Source organism: Ruania rhizosphaerae (genome assembly GCF_009805705.1).
GTDB lineage: Bacteria > Actinomycetota > Actinomycetes > Actinomycetales > Beutenbergiaceae > Ruania > Ruania rhizosphaerae.
This window is the reverse complement of sequence record NZ_VSMB01000002.1, coordinates 146065-168838: the sequence shown is the minus strand read 5'-3', so window position 1 is coordinate 168838 and position 22774 is coordinate 146065. Positions and strand designations below refer to the sequence as shown.

The window sequence follows — 22774 nt, the reverse complement described above, 5'->3', positions numbered from 1 at the left end:
GTGTGCGGATCCCGCCGCGGAGTCCAGATCCTCCGAAACTGTCCAAGAACGCACCCACGTGACTCCGGTCGGTGGCTTAGTCAGCCACCCCGAACGGCAGGTGGCGCATCTGTTCGGCCGCCTCGTGCTCGGCAGCCTGCCTGCGCATGGCGGTGGCGTACTCCCGGTCTCGCCGAGCCACCAGAACGGCCGCGAGGAACCGTTCGGGGTGGGTACCCCACGGGGGCGGCGGTGCGACATAGGGCTCGATGGCGGCTGCTAGAGCGTGTGCTGCCTGTTGCCGAGCCTGGGGTCGCATCGCGTTGGTGCGGGAGAGGAAGATCCGGGCGTGCAGGGCCGGTCCGGGTGGCAGGCGGCGGATGTCGGCGCGCTCCGCCCAGGCGGCCAGATCCGGCGGCATGAGCAGCGGGGCGCGCATGCCGGTGCCAGCGCGGCTGCGCACGGCGTAGGTCCCGGCAAGGAGATCCCCGAGGCGCTTCCCGCGCGAGTTCACCAGCGAAGTGATGATCGCGAGCGACCCGACCGAGACCCAGATCTCGATCGCCCCGGTCAGCGCTCGCACGAACGCCTGCCGGAAGCGCACGGGACCGCCGTCGTCACGCACGATCCTGATCCCGGTGGCCACCTTGCCAGCCGACAGCCCGCGTGTGATGGTCTCCACCGCCGTCGGGATGGCCACCATGGCCGTGACAAGGGCGAGGATCGATGCGACGGCGAACTGGGCATCGTTGGAGGCCAACGAGAACCCGATGATGAGCACCAGTACGCCGCCGAGTCCCTGCACAGCCAGGTCGATCAACCCTGACCCGACCCGGCTCAGCAACATCGCCGGGCGTGCCTCGAGCGCCACAGCCTCCCCGGTGACGATCAGATCCGTCGGCAGTCCCACCGGACGAAATGGGTCCGAGGGAGCATTGGTGCCATCAGCAGCGTGAGAGCTGCGGACAGAGCCGCCCCGGGTCGTGGCCCCGTGCGCGCCAGGGCCAGCAGCACCGGACCTGGCAGCGGAGGTTCCCGGCGGTGCGCTTCGCGAGGCCGACGTGGCGTACGGGTTCGCCGCCGTAGCCACTACGTCAGGCGCCGGGGGAGCGGGTGGCGTCACCGAAGGGTTCATCTATGGCAGATTAGCTGGTGTGGACCTGGATGCGTTCGTCGCGGTCAATGCCGCGCGGTGGGATCGGCTTGACCAGCTGACGCGCGCGCGTCAGCGCACCGGTGCCGAGGCCGACGAGCTGATCCAGCTGTACCGGCTCACGGCCACCCACCTCTCCCAGGTGCGCACCAGCGCGCCCGATCCGGAGATCATCGCGCGCTTGAGCGGGCTGCTGGCCCGTGCGCGTGGCGTCGTCGCCGGGGCCCACGAGCCAGCCTGGAGCGACATCACCCGGTTCGTCGTCATCTCCCTGCCGGCTGCGTTCTACCGGGCACGATGGCTGACGGTGGCCGCGATGGTGTTCTTCTGCGCGATCGCCATCGTCGCCGGTATGCGGGCCACAGCCGACCCTGAGCTGCTCGCGCAGATGGGAACTCCCAGCCAGCGCGAGCAGTATGCAGAGCAGGCGTTCGCGGCCTACTACTCCAACTACCCCGCTCCGGACTTCGCCGCCCAGGTGTGGACCAACAATGCCTGGATCGCCGCTCAGTGCATCGCCGGCGGCATCACGGGCGTCTTCCCGGTGTTCGTCCTGGTGCAGAACGCGGTCGGGGTCGGGATGGCGGGAGCTGTCATGGCTGAGCACGGCTACCTCGATGTGTTCTTCGGGCTGATCCTGCCGCACGGGCTGATGGAGCTCTCGGCGATCTTCATCGCCGCCGGCGCCGGTCTGAGGCTGTTCGGCGCCTGGGCCTTCGCGGGACCACGCACCCGATCGCGCGCGCTCGCGGAAGAGGGCCGGTCTGTCTTCACTGTGGCCATCGGCCTGGTGGTCGTGCTCGGGGTGAGTGGGCTCGTCGAAGGATTCGTGACGCCGTCGAGCCTGCCCACCGGGGTGAAGATCACCATCGGAGCCCTGGTGCTGGCTGCCTACTGGCTCTACACGATCGTCCTCGGCCGTCGCGCCGTGCGGGACGGCGAGACCGGTGATGTGCGGGCCGAGCATGCCGAAGACACCGTCGCGATGGCCGACTGATCACCTCGAAAACTCGTCGGCACAACTGCGTCATCGTCGACGGTCCCACCGCCTCTTACAGGTGATCGTTCGGCCGGGTGTGCCCGGTCGGTGACAGCCTGACCGCCGTGCTTCGCCGCGATGACAAGAGACGGACCGACCAGTGAACCAAACACGCAACCCGCTGCCGACCAAGCACCGCCTCGTCACGGTCGCCATCGACGCCTTCGGCCGCGAGGGATTCGATGTGGGCATCCGGACCATCACCTCACGAGCTACGGCGGCGGCCGGCATCGTGCAATACCACTTCGGCGGCAAGGAGGGTCTGCGCGAGGCCTGTGATCGGCGTGTCTTGGCCATCGTCGACCGCGTGCTGCCGATCTTCTTCCCGGCTGAAGGGGTGGTTCGGCCGCAACTGGCTGATGACGATGACTTTGAGTCCGTCCTGTACTACTGCATGCGCAGCCTGGGAGAAGGAGCACCGCTGGCGCGTCCGCTGGTCTCGCGCCTGACCTCCCATGTGTATGGCTTGCTCGGATCGAACCGGGGGGAGTCGCCAGACGAGCTTCGCGAGCGAGCGCGCCGCATCGTCCGGTTCGGACTCGGTGCGACCATGCTCGACTTCGCGGTGGGACGGCCCGACGGTCTGGACCCGGCGGTCGCGTTCGTGATGACCGCCTGGGAGACAGAGTTTCTGCCACTCATCGCGCGGATCGAGGAGAATCCGGACATGCTTGTTGAGACCAACGCTGACTAGCTCAGCAATTCATTACGTTGGGCAGGAATAAGGTGGAGAATGGGCTCCATCAAGCCGTGAAGATCATTCATTGACCGCTCACGGAGAATCGCCCAGGTCGTCCAGAAGCGCGGACTCTCGCAGCAGATCGATGACGCCGCGGTGATCACGGTTGATGCGCGGCCGGGCCCCGATCACCATTCCTGGAATCAGTCTGTGGTGCTGGCGATGTCGTTCCCGTGCTCGTGGCACGTCATTGAACGATAGTTCAGTTATTGTGCGACGCGCGTCACTCTCAGTCGGCTGCCCTGCTGCTTTGGGAGACGATCCTGTTAGATTCGAAGGATGAGTTCCGGCCCGCGTGTATCCCTAGGCGAGTGCCAGGGAGTACATCGTGGATGAGGCGCCCGATGTCGGGACTGTAGCGCCCAACGATGATGCCGAGGCGCTCGACCGAGTGCGCGGCGGCGATCTTGAGGCATTCGCGGAGATCTACCAGCGACACCGACCGGCCGCCGTCGCAGCGGCACGGCGCGTTCTCGACGAGTCGGCGGCCGATGACGCCGTGCAGGTCGGGTTCATGCAGGTGCTGCAAGCAGTACGTTCTGGCGGTGGGCCGAACCAGCATGTGCGCGCCTACATCACGACCTCTGTGCGGCGTGCCGCCCTGCGCATCGGCTCCCGCGGTCCGGAGATGCCGCTCGAGTCTCACGACGTGCTTGATGACAGATCATCAACCCGCGAAGGGGCAGTCCTCGATCAGATGCTGCTGACGAAGGCGTTCCGGACGCTGCCGGACCGGTGGCGCCAGGTGCTCTGGCTCGTGGACGTCGAAGGTCGGCCCCTCGAGGATGTTGGCGTGCAGTTCGGGCTCAGCGCCAGCAGTGCGGCAGCCTTGGCCTATCGCGCTCGCGAGCGGCTGCGAACCGCCTGGCTCGATGCGCATGTCAATGGCGACGGCGCACCTCAGGAGTGCCGCAGGGTGGTCAAGCATCTGGCGGCATGGCAGCGCGGCAAGGTGAGTTCTCGGCGTTCGCGGACGATCGAGGACCACGTGGAGGATTGCGAACATTGCCAGGCTGTGCTGCTGGACCTCTCGCATGCCTCGGCGCGCCTGAACGAGGCGGGTATGCTCCTGCTGCTCGCCGGGCTGGTCCCGCACCTGGGCCATGCTGCCGCCGGCTCCTGGTTGGCCACGAAGTCACGAGGTCAGGTGGCCGGCGCTGTGGTGGTTGTGGCCGCAGCGGTTGCCATCCCAGTGCTGGCGTTCGCCTGGAACGCGCCCGGCGACCCGTCCGCTGCACCCCCGACACCCTCGGCCTCCGCATCCCCGGCACCTGCGCCGAGCACGGCTCCGCCGGCGCCACCCACCGACGATGACCGTGACAACGATGACGCTCAGCAGGAACCCGCTGAGGATCCGACCACGTCGCCAACCGGCTCCGTGACCGTGGCACCTCCCGAACAAGAGCCGCCGCAGGTACCCATCCTTCCCCCCAGTGATCCGGCGGATGAGCCCGCCGACACCCCTGGCGCGGGAGTGACCGACGAGCCGACTGAAGACCCCGCCGAGGAACCGACTGAGGAACCGACGGAAGAGCCGACCGAGGAGCCCACCGAAGAGCCGGCGCCTGAACCACCGGCCATCGACCCGTTCCCTGCGACGACGTACCGCGTGATGCCGGAGATCACCGGTACCGGTGTTCCGGACGCAACGGTGGAAATCCTGGGTGCGCTCGACCAGGTCATTGCGACCACGGCAGTCACGGCGAACGGCACCTGGTCGGTGGTCCCGGAGAGTATTCCGGTTGCCGAGGGCGCCACGTTCGATGCGCGGCAGATCGTCGATGGGGAGGCATCCGAGCTCAGTACGAGTGACCCGGTGGATCTGCTGGCGCCACAGATCACCAACATCAGCGAAGGTGACGACGTCCCGCTCGAGACCTGGGACGTGAACGGCAACGGTGACCTGGACGACATCCTGATCACCGCCGTCGGGGACTCTGGTTGGGGGATGCAGTTCCGGCGCAACGGCGAGATTTCGTCCTTGGTTCACGAGGCCAATGGTTCGCCGATGACCTTCGTCAGCAGCCCTCAGGTGATCGGTGAGTCGACGATGGCGGTCCGCTACGTAGATATGGGATCAGGGGCTGAAGGCGCCTGGTACTCAGTCACATTCCAGGTGGTCCAGCCATAGCGTTGCACGTGCTGGTAGGCGTGTACCGCACAGCCGTTGGTGATCGTCTCAGCGGGCCCGGTAGACCGCGATCGTGTCTCTGCCGATATTGCGCCACGAGGTGAGCATGGCTTGGAGTTCCTCGGCGGTAGTGGGAGCGGTCAGGGCATGGTCGAGCATCGCTACGCCCAGAGTCCGCCGGATCACGTCCCTCGCGGCTGTGTCGACGCACCCTGGGTCCGGATGTTCCGCCTGGAAGTGTGCGAGCACCTCGGTACGAGTGGCGTCCACGAGGATCTCGATGAACGGCTCCACCAGTGCGGTCGACTCAGCGAGACTGCGCATCAGGTATCGGAGAAGGTGCAGGTGGGTCCGGTCGTTGCCACGAAGCTGCACCTCACGCTCGCCTGAGGCCATCACGGCTGGTAGATAGATCCGAGCGCCGTCGAGAACCTGACGGTCGCAGGCGGCGAGGAAGCCCGTCTTTCCTCCGAAGTGGTAGGTCACGGAGCCGGCTGTCACGCCCGCCTCGGCGGCGATCTCACGCAGTCCCAGGCCGAAGCCGTGCTGGCCGAACATGCGGATCCCCGTAGCAACGAGATCGGCCCGCGCGCTCGATCCGCTATCGGCCCGGCCACCTGCCATTGCGTGATCCCCCAGTCGCCCTCGTGGTGCTCTGGAGATTCTACCGGGACGCTTGTTCACTCTGGCCATGCGGTGCTGCGCATTCTGTGTTATGCGGCGTCCTGGTGCGATATGTGACAGGTATCGCAATTTCGGATCCCCTGTTATACAGTCGGCTCATCGCTCGCTGGCGAGCGATGAGCGCCCCGGGTCTTCAGGCGAGGCAGGGGTGCTGGTGAATTGTCCAGTCCAGAGAGCACGAAGTATCGCAGAGCCCTCCACATGGGCGAAGCGCAGCACATCTGAGGGAGGGACTGCTCGTGAGTGCAATTCGTCATGCAGGTTCGTCACGCGTCACCGAGGGGCCGTGGTCGCGTGCGACGGGGGTCGGGCGATGGGTTGCCACGCTGGCTCTGGCGCTGGTGGGAACCCTGATCGCAAGCATGATCGTCGCTGCGCCGGCGCAGGCGGCGACGGTCTACGAGCTTGAGGGGGAGTGGGACGACGACACTCCCGACACCGTTCAGACCGGTGACTCGATCGCAGCCACGTGGTGGGCCAACGTCAACGATGACGCGGCGGCACCCGGGAACGAGCCCGTCGACAACGTCACGATCACCATGACCGTCGAGGGTGCGGTGTTCGAGGAGATCCCGCCCGCGTGTTTGACCCACGATGACGACCCCGAGCTCGACCCGGAGTCGGAGATCCTCGACGACGGCGCGACCCTGGTGTGTAACGGCGGGACATTTGATGAGGGCACCGCCCTGCGGCTGAACGCGTCGGTGACCGTCACTGCCGAAGACGGTGAGTTCGTGTCGATGTCTGGCGAGATCGCCGATCAGGAGGCTGATCTCGACGAGCTCGGCGTGCAGAACGAATTCTTCATGGACATGCGCTGGGACGAGAACGCGGGGAAGACCGAGAGCAACCCGGATTCCAGGGACATGTCGTTCAACTGGACACTCGTCCACGGAGCGTTCAGCCCCGACGGTCCAGACAGCGTGACGTACACCCTCACGATGGACAACACCGTGGGCGCGACGATGGAGCTCGGTCCCGACGGATGTACGGCGTTCACGTCGGGGGCTGCGACGGGGCACCCGTATTCGGGAGGGGACAACCCCGAGGAGCAAATCGCGCCGTTCGTCAATGACTGCACGCTCACAGGCTCGGGCTCGACGTATCAGTTGACCTTGACTGGCATCGACTACAGCCACACGCAGGTACCGACTGAGGATTCGACTGGTGGGTCGCTGCCGGTTGCTGAGGTGGCGGTGGCCTCTGGTGAGGTGCAGATCCGGGTCATCACCGATGAGAACAGTGGCCAGCTCAATCTACAGGCGGATGCGCCGACGTATGTCTCTGCTGGTGGTGCCACGATCGAGGACGACACGGAGAACAACGCCTCCGCCAACAACTGGCTCTCCGGCTTCGGTGTCGCCAACTGGCGTGCCGACTATACGGGGTCGAGTGCTCGTGCGTGGACGGATCAGTACCGCGTCACGCCGGGGACCGAAGTGCAGTCGAATGTCGCGGTGAACTACGCCAACGCCACTGATAATCCGACCCAGGGTGGCTTGTGCACCATTCTGGACTCCGACTACGTCACGTACACGGGCGAGACCGTCACAGACGCCAACGAAGGGCATCAAACGCTCGGCACAACGGTCGAGTACCTGGTGAATCCCGACCCCTACAATGATCCCAACGGCATGGAGCCGTGTGGCAACGAGAGCCTGAACTGGACGACCACCCTTCCTGGCGATCTGTCGACCGTCCGTGCGGTGCGCACGACATTCGACATTGGCCCCGGCGAAGAGGTCACGCTAGCTTCGCGGCCGGCGCTGCGGGTGACCCAGACGATTGATACTGATGCCGGTCTCGAGGCGGAAGACGATGTCTGGACGTTCTCAGGCTTCTTCCGTCAGAACGAGGCTGGTTGGGCCTACCAGAACCGGAGCACCGATCTGGCCGATATCCCCACCGCGGGGACGGAGACGGACAATGCGCGCTACCCGTTCGCGGCGTCGGGGCGGGACATCTTGCGGATCTCGACGGTGACGCCGGTGGTGGACAAGCAGGTCAATCCCTCGACGGTGGATCCGGGTGGTTCGGCGACGTTCGATCTGTTGTACACGGCTCAGGGAACGGGAAGCATCGCAGAGACGGTGGACGGCTACGTGTTGGAAGACACGATGCCGGTCGGCGCGACCTATGTGCCTGGTTCGGCGCCGCAGGAGCCGGATGAGATCGGGACCGGCCCTGAGGGTCAGCAGATCCTGACGTGGGTCATTGATGATGTGCCGACGAATACGACGAACACCTGGTCTTACGACGTCGATATTTCTGAGGATGTTGATGGTGGTGACCGGTTGGTGAACTCGGTCACTGGTGAGATCGGCGGCGTTCCGAGTGATCCAGCGACGGCGGCGGTGACGATCAATACCGCTGGGGCCACGTCGATTGTGAAGACGGCCGATCAGGAACTCATCCCGAACGTGAACGGTGATGGTGTGGGTGAGGGCTCCTGGACTGTGGACCTCGTCTCCGAGGATCCGTCGCCGCAGGTGTTCACGGACACGATCGACATTCTTCCGTATAACGGTGATGGTCGTGGGACCGATATGTCCGGCACGTACCAGCTCAGTGGCCCGGTCCAGGTGAGCATGGACGAGGAGACCGTGTACTACACGACGGCACCTCCGGAGACGCTCTCCGACGACCCGGCTGATCCGATGAATGGTGCGGCGGGGGACACGACCGGTAACACGGTGGGGTGGACCACGGATTTCACCGCGGATGCGACGGCCGTGCGCGTCATCACCGGCGAGCTGGAGCCGCGGGGCGCGTTCAACTTCACCGTCCCGATCCTCACCGACGGCATGGAAGGTGAAGATGTACTGGTGAACCGGGCGCAGGGTCGGGCCGAGGACACGCGCCTGGTCATGCGGACCTCGGCGGAGACCTCGATCGCCACCTATTACTCCGCGGATCTGAAGAAGTACGTCCTGGATCCGGATGTGGCGTTGGAGGATGCCACCGATGAGGATTGGATCGATGCGAACGAGGCGGAGACCTACCCCGAGTACCACGTCGGTGACACGGTGCCGTACCGGATCGTAGTGACTAACACCGGTCAGGGCACGCTGACCAACATCGTCGTCGATGACGACATTTATGACAGTGGCTCGTTCACCATTGATGAGCTGGCGCCTGGTGAGTCGGCATCCCACGAGTTCGAGATCGTGCTGGAAGAACCTGACAATGAAGATGACATCGTCAACACGGCCTGCGCCGGTGCAGATACCCCACCGGATTCGGTGGACGAGAACGGTGACCCGTTGGCCCCGGACATCAACTGTGATCCGGCCGGTATCACCGTCCTGGGCGATACGACGCACAGCAAGGACCTGGTATCGGCTACTCCGATCGGTGACGGGCAGTGGGAGATCGTCTACGAGATCGTGGTGGAGAGCATCGAGGTCCCGGCGGCCGAGTACGCGCTGGCCGATGAGTTGCACTTCACCGATCAGGCCACGATCACCTCGGCCGAGGTCACAGAATCGCCTGATGATGTGACGCTGTCCGATCCGGCATGGGATGGGCAGGAGAACCTGCCGATCACCGACTTTGCCGAGATCGAGGGCATGGACAACCCGGACTATGAGCCGCACGTGTACGAGATAACGGTCATCGCTGATGTGCCGTTGCAGCTCGAGGGCGCGGGATCGGGTGAGGACGACCCGACCGCATGCGGCGCGGAGGGTGAAACGACCGATCGGGCGTTCACGAACACCTCCGAGCTGACCAAGTCCACGGGTGAGACCGAGGACGACTGGGCGTGCGCCGAGTTGCCCTCGATCGGGGTCGAGAAGTCGATCACGGATGGTCCCGTGCCGAACGGTGACGGTACCTGGACGGTCTCCTACGACGTCGTCGCCACGAACGACGGCGCAGCCGATGGCGACTACGACGTGACCGACCGGATGACCGCCGGTGGCGACCTTGACGTCGTCTCATCGGACATCGTGGGAAGCAGCCCCGCTGGTCTCCCCACGAACGGGAGTTGGACGGGTCTGGGTGCTGAGGGCGCTGCAGAGAACGTGATCGCTGAGGGTGTGAGCCTGCCTGGTGGTGGAGTGCACACCTATCAGGTGGAGGTCGTGCTCGGGATGGCCGAGGGGATCGAAGGTCCTCCGGATGTCGGGGCGTGCCCCGCCGAACCCGGTGCTGACGGTGGCGGTCTGGCTAACACGGCCGAGGTCGAGCACAACGACCTCACCGACGCTGATGAGGAGTGCACCTCCGTGGCGGCCATCGTCGTCGACAAGTCGATCTCGGACGGTCCGGTGCCGAACGGTGACGGGACGTTCACGATCACCTACGACTTGGTGGCCGAGAACATTGGCGGCGCGGCCGGGGAGTACGACATCTCCGACCAGTTGCAGTATGGCGAGGGCATCGAGATCACCAGTGCCGGGATCATCACCGCACCTGAGGGTGTCGAGACCAACGCCGGCTGGACGGGCCTGGGTGACGAGGGCGCGGCGGAGAACGTCGTCGCCGACGGCATCATGCTCGCGATGGATGCCTCGCACACCTACCAGATCGAGGTGATCGTCCAGCTGGACGAAGAGACCATCGATCCATCGGTGCTCGAATGCCCGGAGCCCGGATCGGGTGAGAGCGGCGGGCTCGCGAACTCCACCGAGCTCGACCACAACGGGATCGTTGACGAGGACGACGTCTGTGCCTCGCTGCCGCTCATCGACATTGCCAAGACGATCAGCGAGGGACCGGTGCCCAACGGCGACGGGACGTGGACGATCAGTTACGAGCTGGTCGCTACGAATACCGGTGGTGCCGCAGGTGACTACGACCTCACTGATCAGCTGCTGTATGGCGAGGGCATCATCATCGAGTCCGCTGGTGTGACCACCGCACCTGAGGGTGTGGAAACCAACCCGGGCTGGACCGGTCTCGGCGATGAAGGTGCGGCGGAGAACGTGATCTCCTCCGACGTCACGCTGCCCGAGGAGAGCGAGCACACGTACCAGGTGGACGTGACGGTTTCCCTCGACCTCGAGACGGTCACCCCGGACGCGTTGGAGTGCCCGGAGCCCGGATCGGGTGAAAGCGGCGGTCTGGCGAACTCGACCGAACTCACCCACAACGGTGAGGACCGCGGCGAGGACGTGTGTGCCCCGCTTCCGCTGATCGACCTCATCAAGTCCCTCGCGGGACCGGTGGAGCCGGTCGAGGACCAGGACGGTGTCTATGACGTCACCTACGAGTTGCTCGTGACCAACTCCGGTGACGGTGAGGGCACCTATGACCTCACCGACGAGCTCGCGGCTGGTGAGGGTATCGAGGTGATCGGTGTCCAGGACGTCACCACTGATGCCCCGGGTGCTGTGATCAACGACGGCTTCGATGGCATCGATGACACGGTCATCGTGACCGACCAGGCCATCGCCGGTGCGGTCGAGGGACCGGTCGAGCACATGTATCAAGTGACCGTGCGGTATGCGGCTGATGTGTTCGACGTCGAGGTACCCACGGACGGAGTGTGCACCACTGCCGATGGTGGCCCAGCCCCCGGTGCGTTGGACAACCAGGCCACGGTGGACTGGAACGGCATTGAGGAGGAGGACGAGGAGTGCATCCTTCCCGGCAAGCCCACCCTCGACAAGGAACTGGTCACTGCGACCCCCGTCGGTGGCGGGCAGTGGGAGGTCGTCTACGACATCACTGTCGGTAACGTCGGTGGTCAGGCCACGACCTACGACCTCGACGATGAGTTCCTCTTCGCTGCCGAGGTCACCGTCGATGGTGTGCAGTTGGCCGGACCGGAGGGTGTGATGCTCAATGCGGGCTTCGACGGCGCCAGTGATACCCGGATCGCGACGGATGTGATGCTCGCGGGGCTCGACTCCGAGGACTACGCACCGCACGTCTACACGGTGACTGTGCTCGCCAACGTCCCGATGCAGTTCGACGAACCCGATGCCGATGGCACCGGATCACCGGCCTGCACCGAACCAGGAGGGTCGAACACCCTCGAACAGGGGCTGAACAACGCAGCCACCCTGACCGACGAGAACGGTAACGAGGCCACCGATACCGACTGCGCACCATTGCCGTCGATCGAGATCGTCAAGCAGGTCACCGGCGACCCGGTCGTGGACGCGGACGGCGAGTGGACCGTGACCTACGAGATCACCGCGACGAACGACGGGGCTGTCGAGGGTATCTACACCCTCACCGACCAGCTGCGCTTCGGCACCGGGATCGAGGTCACCTCCGCGACCATCGTCTCCACACCCGAGGGGGTCATCGCGGCCTCGTCCTGGAGCGGTCAGGGATCGGAGGGTTCCGAGGCCAACGTCGTCGCGACAGACGTCTCCCTGGAAGCCGATGGGACCCACACCTACCAGGTGCAGGTCACCGCCACGATCGGTGAACAGACTGACGCGACCACGTTCAGCTGCGGCGAGCCCGGATCCGGCGAACCAGCCGGCTTCCGCAACGTCGCCGGCATCGACCACAACGGTCTCTCGCAGGATGCGCAGGACTGCGTCCCGCCGGAGGAGCCGCCGGAGCTGCCGGTCACCGGTGCCTCAATCGGCTGGGCGCCGATGGCGGCGATCCTGTTGCTGCTGCTCGGCACGGGCACATTGCTCGTGGTGCGCCACCGGCGCCAGCCCGAGTAGGCCAGCGACTCCCAGCCGGGTGATCTAGCCACCTGGCTGCACACACCGGCTGCACACAGAACGTGCCGCCCACCGCTGTGGTGGGCGGCACGTTCGTGCCTCTGATGGGTTGCGTCCCTCGCCCCTGCCAGGAGTAGGTGCCACTCGGCGTCGGAGATCAGCTGGCGTAGCGACGGTCGATGGCACCGAGCGCGCGCACATGCACCGCAAGGTGCCACTCGTTGTCGCTATTCCGGCGCCAGGGCGACAACGGATGGCACCCAGCGGCGGGTGACGCCTCCCAGGCTCCGCATCTGGGTGGACTCAGAGCCGCCCGGCCGCCTTCAGCGCCAGGTAGGTGTCGGCGATCGCCGGCGGCAGTACCTCCGGTACCCGCTCGACCACCTCGCTGCTGCCGCGTTGCATCCGGGTGGCGAGCGCCTCGCGCTCCAGGTCGGTCCGCTCGGCAGCTGCGGCGTCGAAGACGTCCGCCGAGGTGTCCCGCGCGCTGCGTAGCTCCTCCGCAGCGGGGTCGGTCGCCGAGCCGACGATCACCTGATGGTCCCGTGCGATGGTGGCCACCGCGGGCAGCATGCCGGTCTCGGTCGCCCCCGCTTCCACACCGGTCAGCAGCACCACCAGCGCCCGCTGGGAGAGGGTGTCGCGCACTTCCTGGGTGATCCGTGCCCAGTCCGGCTCCACCAACGACGGCGTCACCTGCGAGAGCGCATCGGCCATGGCGGCCATCACGGCCGGCCCGTGCGTGCCGCGCACTCGTGCCTGCACACTCGAATCGACGGCGAGCAGGTCCACCCTGTCTCCGGCCTTGATCGCCAGGGCGGTCAGCAGCAGTGCCGCCTCGATCGAGGCGTCCAGCCGCGGCGCGTCCCCGAGGCGGGCGGCGGACAGGCGCGAGGAGTCCAGCACGATCAGCACCCGGCGATCCCGCTCCGGGCGCCACGTACGCACCACCACCTCCGAGCGGCGAGCTGTGGCCCGCCAGTCGATGGCCCGCACATCGTCACCGACGACGTACTCGCGCAGGGAGTCGAACTCGGTTCCCTGCCCACGCACGTTCACCGCGGTGCGCCCGTCCATCTCGCGCAGGCGCGCCAGCCGGGAGGGCAGATGACGCCGCGAGGCGAACTCCGGCAGCACCCGCACGATCCCAGGCACCTCCCGCGATGACTGGCGGGCCGCGAGGCCCAGCGGTCCGTAGCTGCGCACCGTCACCCGGTCCGCGCGCACGTCCCCGCGGCGGGTCGGCCGCAGCGGGGTGCGCACGCGCTGCGCCTCCTCGGGCCGGATCCGCAGCCGGTGCCGGTTCCCCGTGGCGCCCGCCGTTGGCTGCCAGGCGTCGCGTACCAGCCCTCGTAGGGTCCGTCTCCCGAGGTTGGTGACGGTCAGCACCGATTCCACCTGCTCGCCCCGGCGGACCGCCCCGGCGGTGCGCCGCTCCACCTCCAGCGCCCCCGTGGCCGCAGCCAGCAGCGTGTCGAGGGCGACGAGCACGACCACAGCCGCCCCCCACACCGCGACCGTGGTGACCTGCGGAACCAGCAGCACCGGCACCGCTCCGAGCAGCACCAGCAGGACGGTCCGACCGGTGATCGCCATCAGCGGGGGACCGGGACCGACCCGAGGATCCCGTCCAGCACAGACTCGGCCGTGATGCCCTCGAGCTCGGCCTCCGCACGTAGTTGCACGCGGTGCCGCAACGTGGGGTGCGCGAGCGCCTTCACGTCGTCCGGGGTCACATAGCGGCGCCCGGACATCCACGCCCACGCGCGGGATGTGGCCAGCAGTGCGGTCGCACCACGCGGGGAGACACCGAGTGAGAGTGACGGGGAGGTGCGGGTGGCGCGGCAGATGTCGACGATGTAGGCGAGTACCTGCGGGCCGACCTCGACCTGCGCGACGTCCGCCCGGGCAGCGTCCAGATCGGCCGCACCGGCCACACGGGCGACACCGGCCCCGGCCAGGTCCCGGGGATCGAACGCGTGCGCGTGCCGGTTCAGCACCTCGATCTCGTCCGTGCGCTCTGGCAGCGGCAGCAGCAGCTTGAGCAGGAACCGGTCCAGCTGCGCCTCCGGCAACGGGTAGGTTCCCTCGTACTCCACCGGGTTCTGAGTGGCGATCACCATGAATGGGGTCGGCAGCGGCCGCGGTTCGCCGTCCACACTCACCTGCCGTTCCTCCATCGCCTCCAGCAGCGAGGCCTGGGTCTTCGGGGGAGTGCGGTTGATCTCGTCGGCGAGCATCAGGTTCGTGAACACCGGGCCCTCCCGGAAGGAGAACTCCGCGGTGCGGGCGTCGTAGACCAGCGAACCGGTCACATCTCCGGGCATGAGGTCCGGGGTGAACTGCACCCGCTTCATCTCCAGGTCGAGGGACGCCCCCAGCGTGCGCGTGAGCAGCGTCTTCGCGACGCCCGGGACGCCTTCGAGGAGAACGTGGCCGCGGCACAGCAGCGCGATGACCAGTCCGGTGACGGCGGCGTCCTGGCCCACGACGGCCTTCGCCACCTCCGTGCGCACCTGGGCCAGCGCCGAGCGGATGCGGCGTTGTTCGTCCGACTCCGGTTCGGGCTCGGGTTGCGGGGCAGACGCCGCGGGAGATTCCCCGACGCCCTGGTGGGGGTACCCAGCGGGCTGGGTGCCGTAGGCGGGGGAGGCCGCGTAGGGCTGCCCGCCGTATCCCTGCGGCGCCCCGTGTTGCGGCTGCACCCCGTGCTCGGGTTGGGCCCCGTATCCCGGCGCGCCCCCCGGTGCCGAGGGAGCCCCGTAGCCCGGTGCTGCGCCGGCGCCCTGCTGTCCGTACGCACCCTGCTGGCCGTAGCCACCCTGCTGTCCATACCCGGGGTGATAGGCCTCCTGCGGCTGCGGGAGCTCGTGCGGCTGCTGTGGTTGGTGTTGCTGTTCAGCCTGCCCACGCTGCGGTGGCTGCGCTGCAGACTCCGGGCGGGGAGCCTCGGGGTGGTCCGGTGTTGCCGGTGGAACGGTCATGAGCGGTGAACCTCACCTTCCAGGGTGTCCAGGGCGTGCGTGAGCGTGAGCAGGGTGGAATCGTCGGTGGGCGGTGGTCCGTACAGCAGCGAGTCGATCTCCTCCGGACGGCGGCCGCTCGCCCGGGCGAGCGCGTCCACCACCTCGTAGGGCTGGGCCGTGCGAGGCAGGCCCGTGCGCTGGGCGAGTCGCCGCACCGTGCCGGCCCGGAGTGCGGCGCCGGCGTGCCCGAATGCTCGCGCGCGCCGGTACAGCCGCCCGCGGCCCCGGATCGTCTCGGTCGCCCGCACCACGACCGGCAACGGCTCGACGACCACCCGGCCCAGGTGCCGGCCGCGCCAGAGCACCACGGCCAGCGCCAGCAGCGCTCCGAACCACCACACGGCCGGAGGAATCACCGGGGGCGGACCGGCCTCGGAGTCGATCCCGAACTGGTCGGCAGGATCGGGCACGTACCAGGTGAGCCGATCGTGCTGACCGAGGATCCGCAGCACCAGGGCAGCATTCCCCGCCTGGGGGAGGCCCTCGTTGGTGAGCGGGAAGCCGTTGGGCATGGCGTACCAGCGCTGGTCGCCGACGGTCCACGTGGCGAAGGCGTACGAGGTGCCGGCGTCGTCGTCGCCGATGGGGAAGCATCCCTCGGCGTCCTCGCCCACCAGCACCCCGGGCCCCGAGGTCACGATCTCGCCCGCGGCCGCGGCGTGCTCGTCGGTGCATTCGGCCGCGTAGGTCCCCACGGCGCCCCCGCCCGTGGCGGTGATCTCGTCGGTGAGGTCCTCGAGCGATCCGAAGTCGAGATTGGTCAGTACGATGTCGGACGGCACGTCCCGCAGCGCCTCCTGCTGCGCTTCCCGCAACGCCCCGGGATCGGTGATCAGCAGCGTGCCACCAGGCCCGGCAGCATCCAGCACCGCTTGGGTGGTGGTGACCTCCTGCACGCTCACACCGTGTTCGCCGAGGATCTGTGCGGCTGCTCTGCCGCCGTCAGGGTCGGGGTTGGATGAGGAGTACGGTTCGTTGTTCTGCGGCGGCGCCAGGAGGTTCAGCACGATGGTCCCGGCGAGCAGCAGGACCACCGCGCAGGCCACGATGATCAGGCCGCGCCGGTTCGATCGGCGCTCGGAGGCGCTATCGGTCCTCGAGCCGAGACGGCTGCCGCGTGCGGTGATCGTGCTCACGAGGAGACCGCCGCCTTCGCGCCGGCACGTGCTCGACGTTCCGGCCGGGTGCGGCTGACCTGCCCGTCCACCGACCGCAGCCACAGGTACTGCTCACCCGTGGGTTCGACGTCGCCGTAGGCGACGTCGTCGAACAGGTGGGAGGCCGCGACCAGGTCGTCGGCTACCGACGGCAGGCGAGCTCCGCCGTCGACGGCTGCCTCGTGCGCGGTACGGCCGGCGCGGTCGGTGAGGATGGCGCGTTCGTCGAGCGAGCGCACGATCGCGCGGTACCGCTCCAGCACGGCGAGCGCCTCTCGGCCCGCCTCGTGCGCTGCCTCGGCCGCGGTGCGCAGATCGGCAGAGGTGCGGTCGTCGCCATCCAGTACGGCTGCGCTGGTGCCGCCGGTGGTGCGGGACCGCCGCCTGCGGACCGGCCCACCCAGCAACAGCGCCACCAGGACGACCACGCCCACGGCCACCAGGACCAGCACCGGCACCAGCACCGGACCGAGAGTCCCTTCCAGCCCGGTGATCTGCTCCCACAGGCCCCGCAGCCACTCCAGCACGCGTTCGAGCAAGGTCGGGTCATCGTTGTAGATGCCCTTGCGCAGCTCCTCCTCGGCCCACGCCCGTGCCTCGTCCGCCGAGGGCGTGAGCGGGACGTCACGGGCGCCCAGTGCTGTCGGTGCGGTCGGTGGGTGCATCGCCTCAGGCGCCCTGCGCGGCCCGTGCGAGCTCGACGTCCAGCGCCTCGGTGCGGATCCGCACGTCGATGTACAACAGCGCGGTCACCGCCGCCACGAACGGGGTGGTGACGATGAGGGTGACAGCTGCCCCGATGAGACTGGCGATGTTGATCGCTGTCAGGCTGCCGAACAGGCCACCGACTGCCCCGATCGGATAACTGACTGCGGAGGCCACCACGAACACCAGCACCTGAGTGAGCAGGTAGATCCCCAGGATGCGCCAGAACGCCCGCCGCGTCAGCGTGAAGGATCGGCGCAACGCCGTCAGGATGCCCGCCCGTTCCAGCACTAGGGCCGGGGTGGCGAGCAGTGTGAACGTGAGCAGCACCAGCATCCCGACCACGGCGAGCAGCAGCGACAGCAGGCCCACGATCGCGATCAGCGCGACCTCCTGGGTGAGCGCTGCCAACGCCACCAGGCCGATCGCCGCGCCGAGCACCACGGTGAGCATCAGCCCGATGAGCAGGCTCAGGCCGAGCAGCCGCAGGATCTGGCCACGTACGGCCGCCCAGACCTCCCCGAGGCTCATCTTCCGACCGATCACCGACTGACTGACCGAGTGGATCAACAGCCCAGTCAGGATCGTGGTGACGAGGAACGAGACCGCCGACGAGATGAGTGAGCCGAGCACGCCGCTCTGCATTGTGGAGTAGAGGCTGCTCATGTCGCCGGACATCAGTGCCGAGTCATCGGGGTTGAGCATGAGCGAGTTGAGATCCTCGTAGAACCCCCAGGTGGCCACCCCCTGGATCGCCACGGAGATCGAGACCAGCACCGCCGTGAGCGCGAACATCACCGCCGGATTGGCGCGGATGGAGCGGATGGCTCCGTCGTAGAGCTCACCGAGCGTGAGCGGCCGGAGCGGGATCACCCCAGGTTGCGGGGCGAACCCGCTGTGGGGATCGAAACCCCCCTGACCCGCGGGCCCGAACTGCCCGTAGCCGCCCGGATTCCCAGAACCCGGGGTTCCCGACGGCGGCCCTCCCGGTGGCATGGGAGGCTGGCCCGCTCCTGGCTGCTGTCCGTACTGCGGTGGCTGGCCCTCGCCCTGCTGGCCATGCTGAGGCGGCTGCTGCTGATACCCGCCTGGGTTGGGTGCTCCCCAGCCCGAACCGGCGTCCGGCGCGCCCCATCCGCCACCCTGGGGTGGCGGCGATCCCGGATACGACATCGCGTTCCTCTCACTGCTTCAGGTCCCTCCTGCCATCTTCGCACGTGCGCCGGTCCGGGCATCCGCGAACAGGAAGTGTCACGATAGGGGCATGAACGCACGCGTCTTGGTGGTCGACGACGATGCCGCGCTCGCGGAGATGATCGGCATCGTCCTGCAGTCGGAGGGGTTCGAGACCGAGTTCTGCTCGAACGGTTCCAAGGCATTGGAGGCCTTTCACTCCGCCCAACCGGATCTCGTCCTGCTCGATCTGATGCTCCCGGGCATGGACGGCATCGAGATCTGCCGCCGCATCCGCATCGAGTCCGGGGTCCCGATCATCATGCTGACCGCCAAGGGGGAGACCACCGACGTCGTCGAGGGGCTCGAGGCGGGAGCCGATGACTACATCACCAAACCCGCCAAACCCACCGAGCTCGTGGCCCGCGTGCGAGCGCGGCTGCGCAACCGGGAGACCGACGGCGCCGAGCGGTTGCTGATCGGCGACCTCGTGGTCGACGTGCCCGGCCACCGGGTCAGCCGCGGTGAGGAGACCATCGGCCTGACGCCGCTGGAGTTCGACCTGCTGGTGGCCCTCGCACGCAAACCCTGGCAGGTCTTCTCCCGGGAGGTGCTGCTGGAGCAGGTGTGGGGATACCGGCATCAGGCCGACACCCGGCTGGTGAACGTGCACGTGCAGCGGCTGCGGGCCAAGGTCGAACGCGACCCGGAGAACCCGCACGTGGTTGTAACCGTCCGAGGCGTCGGGTACCGGGCGGGCACCCCGGTCCAGTGACCGGTCCGCCACCCGTCGCCCGCGGCGAACCGGCCCCGGTGGCACGGCGGCTGCGTCATGCCGGTGCGCGGGCCATGGCCTACACCCGGTTCGGCCGGCGGGCCTGGAGCAGATCGCTGCGCCTGCGGGTGGCCTTCTTCACCGTGGTGGTGGGCACCGTGGCGCTCGCACTGCTGGCCACAGTGCTCTCGGATCAGGTGCGCGACGGCCTGTTCGAGCAGCGCCGGGACCAGGTGCTCGTCGACGCCGCCAACCGGGCCGAACAGGCGCAGCGTCGCTTCGACGGCGCCACGGTGAGCACCGCGCAGGACGCCCAACTGCTCGCCAACGACATGGTGGAGTCCATCCAGGCCACGGCTGCCGACTCGGAAGGAGCACTGCTGCTGCCTGCCCCGGGGTCCACGACCGGAGCGGCTATCCTCCCGCCGGCCACCGACCAGTCACTGCGGAGCGTGATCGAGGAGGAGCTGCAGGCCGAGATCGCCGACCAGAACTTCCAGCAGTGGCAGTCGATCGCGCTGCCAGGGCCCGCCGCCGAGGAGGTGCCCGGCATCGTCGTCGGATCTCCGGTGACGATCCCAGTGGCGGGGAACTACCAGCTGTTCATGGTCTACTCCCTCTCCGCCCAGCAGGCCCAGCTCGACCTGCTGCAGCGTGTGCTCGCCGTCGGTGCCGTGACCCTCGCCGTGCTGCTGGTGGTGATGACGTGGTACATCACCCGCCGCGTTCTCGACCCGGTGCAGCAGGCGGCCCGGACCGCGGAGCTGCTCGCCGACGGCAACCTGACCGAACGCATGCAGGTGCGCGGCCACGATGAGCTCGCGCGGCTGGGACGTTCCTTCAATGAGATGGCCACCAGCCTGCAGGACCAGATCGAACGGCTCGCGGCACTCTCCCGGATGCAGCAGCGGTTCGTCTCGGACGTCTCCCACGAGCTGCGCACCCCGCTGAGCACCGTGCGCATGGCAGCTGAGGTGCTCTATCGCGCCCGCGCCGACCTGCCACCGGTCCAGGCGCGTTCCGCCGAGCTGCTGCAGACCCAGCTGGACCGGTTCGAGAGCTTGCTGGTGGACCTGCTGGAGATCTCCCGCTTCGACGCCGGCGCTGCCGTGCTGGACGTGGAGGAGGCCGACTTGCGGACGGTCGTCGAGCGGGTGGTCGGCATCACCGAGCCCCTCGCCGTCGAACGCGGTTCGCACATCGTGCTGCACATGCCCGACGAGGCATGCACGGCGGATATGGACACCCGGCGGGTCGAGCGGGTGCTGCGCAACCTGCTCGTCAATGCCGTCGAGCACGGTGAGGGTGAACCGATCGAGGTGCGCGTAGGCGTGCACGCCACAGCGGTCGCCGCGGTCGTGCGCGACCACGGGATCGGGATGACCGCACCGGAGGCCGAACGCGTCTTCGACCGCTTCTGGCGGGCCGACCCCGCCCGGACGCGCACCCTCGGTGGAACCGGGCTCGGGCTGGCGATCGCTCTGGAAGACGCACGGCTGCACGGTGGCACCTTGGAAGCCTGGGGCAGGCCCGGTGACGGTGCGGCCTTCCGTCTCACCGTGCCACGCCGCGCTGGTCAGGAGGTGGGCACGCCGCCGCTGCCGCTGGGGCCCGACCCCGCGGAGGAGGCGCCGGTGCGTGAGGCAGATCCCTCGGGGCCGGCGGCGCTCCCACCGCTGATGACACCAGCACGAGGGGAGATGCTCGGCCCGTGGGAGGGCAGCGAGATGCCGGGGCAGTCAGTGGAGGAGGACCGATGAGGCACGCGCGTGGCACGGGGGAGTACTGGCCGGTCCGTGCCGTGGTTGCCGCGGCGATCACGGCCCTGCTGGTGGTCTCCGGATGTGCACGCGTGCCGACCTCCGGACCGGTTGAAGAAGGGGTGGAGGCCGGTATCGACGAGGGGGTCGGGTACGTGGCCGGTGAGGCCCCGAACCCGGGTGACCCACCGGCCAGCATCGTGCGTGGCTTCCACTCGGCTGCCGTGGCCGGCAGCTCCGACGACTACGTGCAGGCGCGCGAGTACCTGACCGATGCCGCGAAAGGGCCGTGGGCACCGGCCGCGCAGGTGCTCATCTACGACGGTTCGGCGCCGCTGCGGTTCGCAGAGCCCGAGGAGGGCGTGATCGAGGTGACCGCCACAGTGGCAGCCACCGTGGACGCCGTCGGGGTGTACACGCCGGCCAGCCCCGGCGCCACCAGCACGCTCACCTACGAGCTGGAACAGGACGAGGACGGGGAGTGGCGGATCGACACGCTGCCCGACGGGATCCTGATCTCCGAGGTCAACTTCAGCACGCTCTACCGCCAGAGTGCGCTCTACTTCGTCTCCTCCGACCAGACGGCGCTGGTGCCGGACGTGCGCTGGTTCCCGCAGCGCAACGCCGCCACGTACGTGATGCGCAGCCTGCTCGCCGGCGCCTCCGAGTGGCTCAGCCCCGCCGTCGTCTCCGCGATCCCGGCCGGTACCGCCCTGTCCATCGACTCGGTCACCGTCTCCGGAGGGGTGGCGACAGTACCGCTGACCCCCGAAGTGCGCTCGGCCGGAACCGATGACCGCGGCCTGCTGCTGGCCCAGATCAGCCGGACCCTCACCGCGCTGCCGCAGGTTCAATCGGCCACGGTGACGGTCGACGGCGTCGCGTTGGACGGCCAGGAGCGCACCGACCTCGTGGTGAACCGGCCCACCGGGCGGGCGCCCCTCGTGCTCACCGACGAGGACCTGCTCGCCACGTTCAACGGCTCAGAGCTGGTGCCTGTGTCCGACGCCGTCGACCTCGGGCAGCTGGCACTGTCCGATCCGGCTGTCCCCTACGACGACGGCCCCACAGTGGCGCTGGCCAGCGGCTCGGTCCTGCTCACCGTGCCTTCGGCCGGCCAGGGCGCGGACCAGCTCTACACCGGACGGGAGCTGCTCGCCCCCTCCTACGGACCCGGCGGATGGATCTGGACCGGGGAGCAGGACAACTCGGGTGAACTCGTCGTGGTCCAGCCCGGGGGAGGGGCCCTGACGGTGACTGCCGCCACGCTCGAGGACCAGCAGGTGCGCGCATTGCGCGTCAGCCGTGACGGCGCCCGGCTCGCCGTCGTGGTCGAGGACGACGGGGCGAGCCAGCTCCTCGTGTTCTCCGTGGTGCGCTCGGCCGACGGCGTCCCCGAGGCGCTCGGTGCCTCCCTGGCCCCCGCCCGCGGCATCGAGGAGATCACCGACGTCGTCTGGGTCGATCCGGTCACCGTGGCGGTGCTCGGCACGAGCCGTGAGACCGAGACGGTGCACCTGGTCACCCTCGGCGGTCCCCTCACCCGATTGCCCAGCGTGGCGGGCACGGTCCGGATCGCCGCCGGTAGCGGTGAACGCGATCTGTTCCTCACCACCGAGGACGGGGTGCTGTACGGCCGGTCGGGGAACGGGTGGGCCCAGGTGGCCTCCGGGGCGCACGACCCCACCTTCGCCGGCTGACCGGATCGACCGGGATACGCCGGCCCGGGGCGCTTGGTGCCCCAGGCCGACGCCTACCGGTCGATCGCGTCAGGGCCCCCGCCGGCCTGCTCGGTGCACCTGTATCCACAGTGAGCGG

At 68.1% G+C, this 22774-nt stretch carries 14 protein-coding genes; 7 read left to right on the top strand and 7 right to left on the bottom strand.

All coding sequences use genetic code 11. The features are described from left to right. Positions 1-76: 76 nt before the first annotated feature. The gene (locus FV560_RS04195) at positions 77-889 is read right to left on the bottom strand and encodes an RDD family protein (protein WP_235019917.1); all 813 of its coding nucleotides are present in this window, start codon (positions 887-889) and stop codon (positions 77-79) included. A gap of 151 nt (positions 890-1040) precedes the next feature. Between FV560_RS04195 and FV560_RS04190 the strand changes: the two genes are divergently transcribed. The 3 genes from FV560_RS04190 (at position 1041) to FV560_RS04180 (ending at position 5041) form a co-directional block, all read left to right on the top strand. Beyond that, the gene (locus FV560_RS04190) at positions 1041-2129 is read left to right on the top strand and encodes a stage II sporulation protein M (RefSeq protein ID WP_338049690.1); all 1089 of its coding nucleotides are present in this window, start codon (positions 1041-1043) and stop codon (positions 2127-2129) included. A 142-nt stretch (positions 2130-2271) separates the two neighbouring features. Further along, positions 2272-2865: a TetR/AcrR family transcriptional regulator gene (locus tag FV560_RS04185; protein WP_159619701.1), complete on the top strand. Its 594-nt coding sequence runs from the start codon at positions 2272-2274 to the stop codon at positions 2863-2865. 373 nt (positions 2866-3238) lie between these two features. Further along, positions 3239-5041: a sigma-70 family RNA polymerase sigma factor gene (locus FV560_RS04180; protein WP_159619699.1), complete on the top strand. Its 1803-nt coding sequence runs from the start codon at positions 3239-3241 to the stop codon at positions 5039-5041. 48 nt (positions 5042-5089) lie between these two features. Here FV560_RS04180 and FV560_RS20495 read toward each other — a convergent pair whose 3' ends face one another. Further along, on the bottom strand, positions 5090-5665 hold the full coding sequence (locus tag FV560_RS20495) for a TetR/AcrR family transcriptional regulator (RefSeq protein ID WP_159619697.1): 576 nt from the start codon (positions 5663-5665) through the stop codon (positions 5090-5092). A gap of 299 nt (positions 5666-5964) precedes the next feature. On the opposite strand from FV560_RS20495, the gene FV560_RS04170 reads away from it, so the two are divergent. After that, entirely contained in the window at positions 5965-12360 is a 6396-nt protein-coding gene (locus tag FV560_RS04170; RefSeq protein WP_159619695.1) for a DUF7507 domain-containing protein, read from the top strand. A gap of 303 nt (positions 12361-12663) precedes the next feature. On the opposite strand, the gene FV560_RS04165 is transcribed toward FV560_RS04170, so the two are convergent. The 5 genes from FV560_RS04165 to FV560_RS04145 all read right to left on the bottom strand — a co-directional run bounded on the left by FV560_RS04165 (position 12664) and on the right by FV560_RS04145 (position 18421). Next, entirely contained in the window at positions 12664-13956 is a 1293-nt protein-coding gene (locus tag FV560_RS04165; protein ID WP_159619693.1) for a DUF58 domain-containing protein, read from the bottom strand. Beyond that, entirely contained in the window at positions 13956-15065 is a 1110-nt protein-coding gene (locus tag FV560_RS04160; protein ID WP_200837543.1) for an AAA family ATPase, read from the bottom strand. Before FV560_RS04160 ends, FV560_RS04165 begins: the two co-directional genes overlap by 1 nt. 275 nt (positions 15066-15340) lie before the next feature. After that, the gene (locus FV560_RS04155; RefSeq protein WP_159619691.1) at positions 15341-16522 is read right to left on the bottom strand and encodes a DUF4350 domain-containing protein; all 1182 of its coding nucleotides are present in this window, start codon (positions 16520-16522) and stop codon (positions 15341-15343) included. Continuing rightward, entirely contained in the window at positions 16519-17208 is a 690-nt protein-coding gene (locus tag FV560_RS04150) for a DUF4129 domain-containing protein (RefSeq protein WP_159619689.1), read from the bottom strand. Before FV560_RS04150 ends, FV560_RS04155 begins: the two co-directional genes overlap by 4 nt. 4 nt (positions 17209-17212) lie before the next feature. Then, positions 17213-18421, bottom strand: a complete 1209-nt coding sequence (locus tag FV560_RS04145; protein ID WP_159619687.1) for a DUF7847 domain-containing protein — start codon at positions 18419-18421, stop codon at positions 17213-17215. Positions 18422-18512: 91 nt separating this feature from the next. Here FV560_RS04145 and mtrA point away from each other — a divergent pair, with 91 nt between their 5' ends. From mtrA to FV560_RS04130, 3 genes are read left to right on the top strand one after another with little or no spacing between them, the layout of a single operon-like run. Continuing rightward, entirely contained in the window at positions 18513-19196 is a 684-nt protein-coding gene (gene mtrA, locus FV560_RS04140; RefSeq protein WP_159619685.1) for an MtrAB system response regulator MtrA, read from the top strand. Beyond that, positions 19193-20956, top strand: coding sequence for an MtrAB system histidine kinase MtrB (gene mtrB / locus FV560_RS04135; protein ID WP_235019916.1), 1764 nt, complete (start codon positions 19193-19195; stop codon positions 20954-20956). Before mtrA ends, mtrB begins: the two co-directional genes overlap by 4 nt. Then, a complete protein-coding gene (locus FV560_RS04130; RefSeq protein WP_159619683.1) occupies positions 20953-22656 on the top strand; it encodes an LpqB family beta-propeller domain-containing protein in 1704 nt (567 codons plus the stop codon). Before mtrB ends, FV560_RS04130 begins: the two co-directional genes overlap by 4 nt. Positions 22657-22774: the final 118 nt, after the last annotated feature.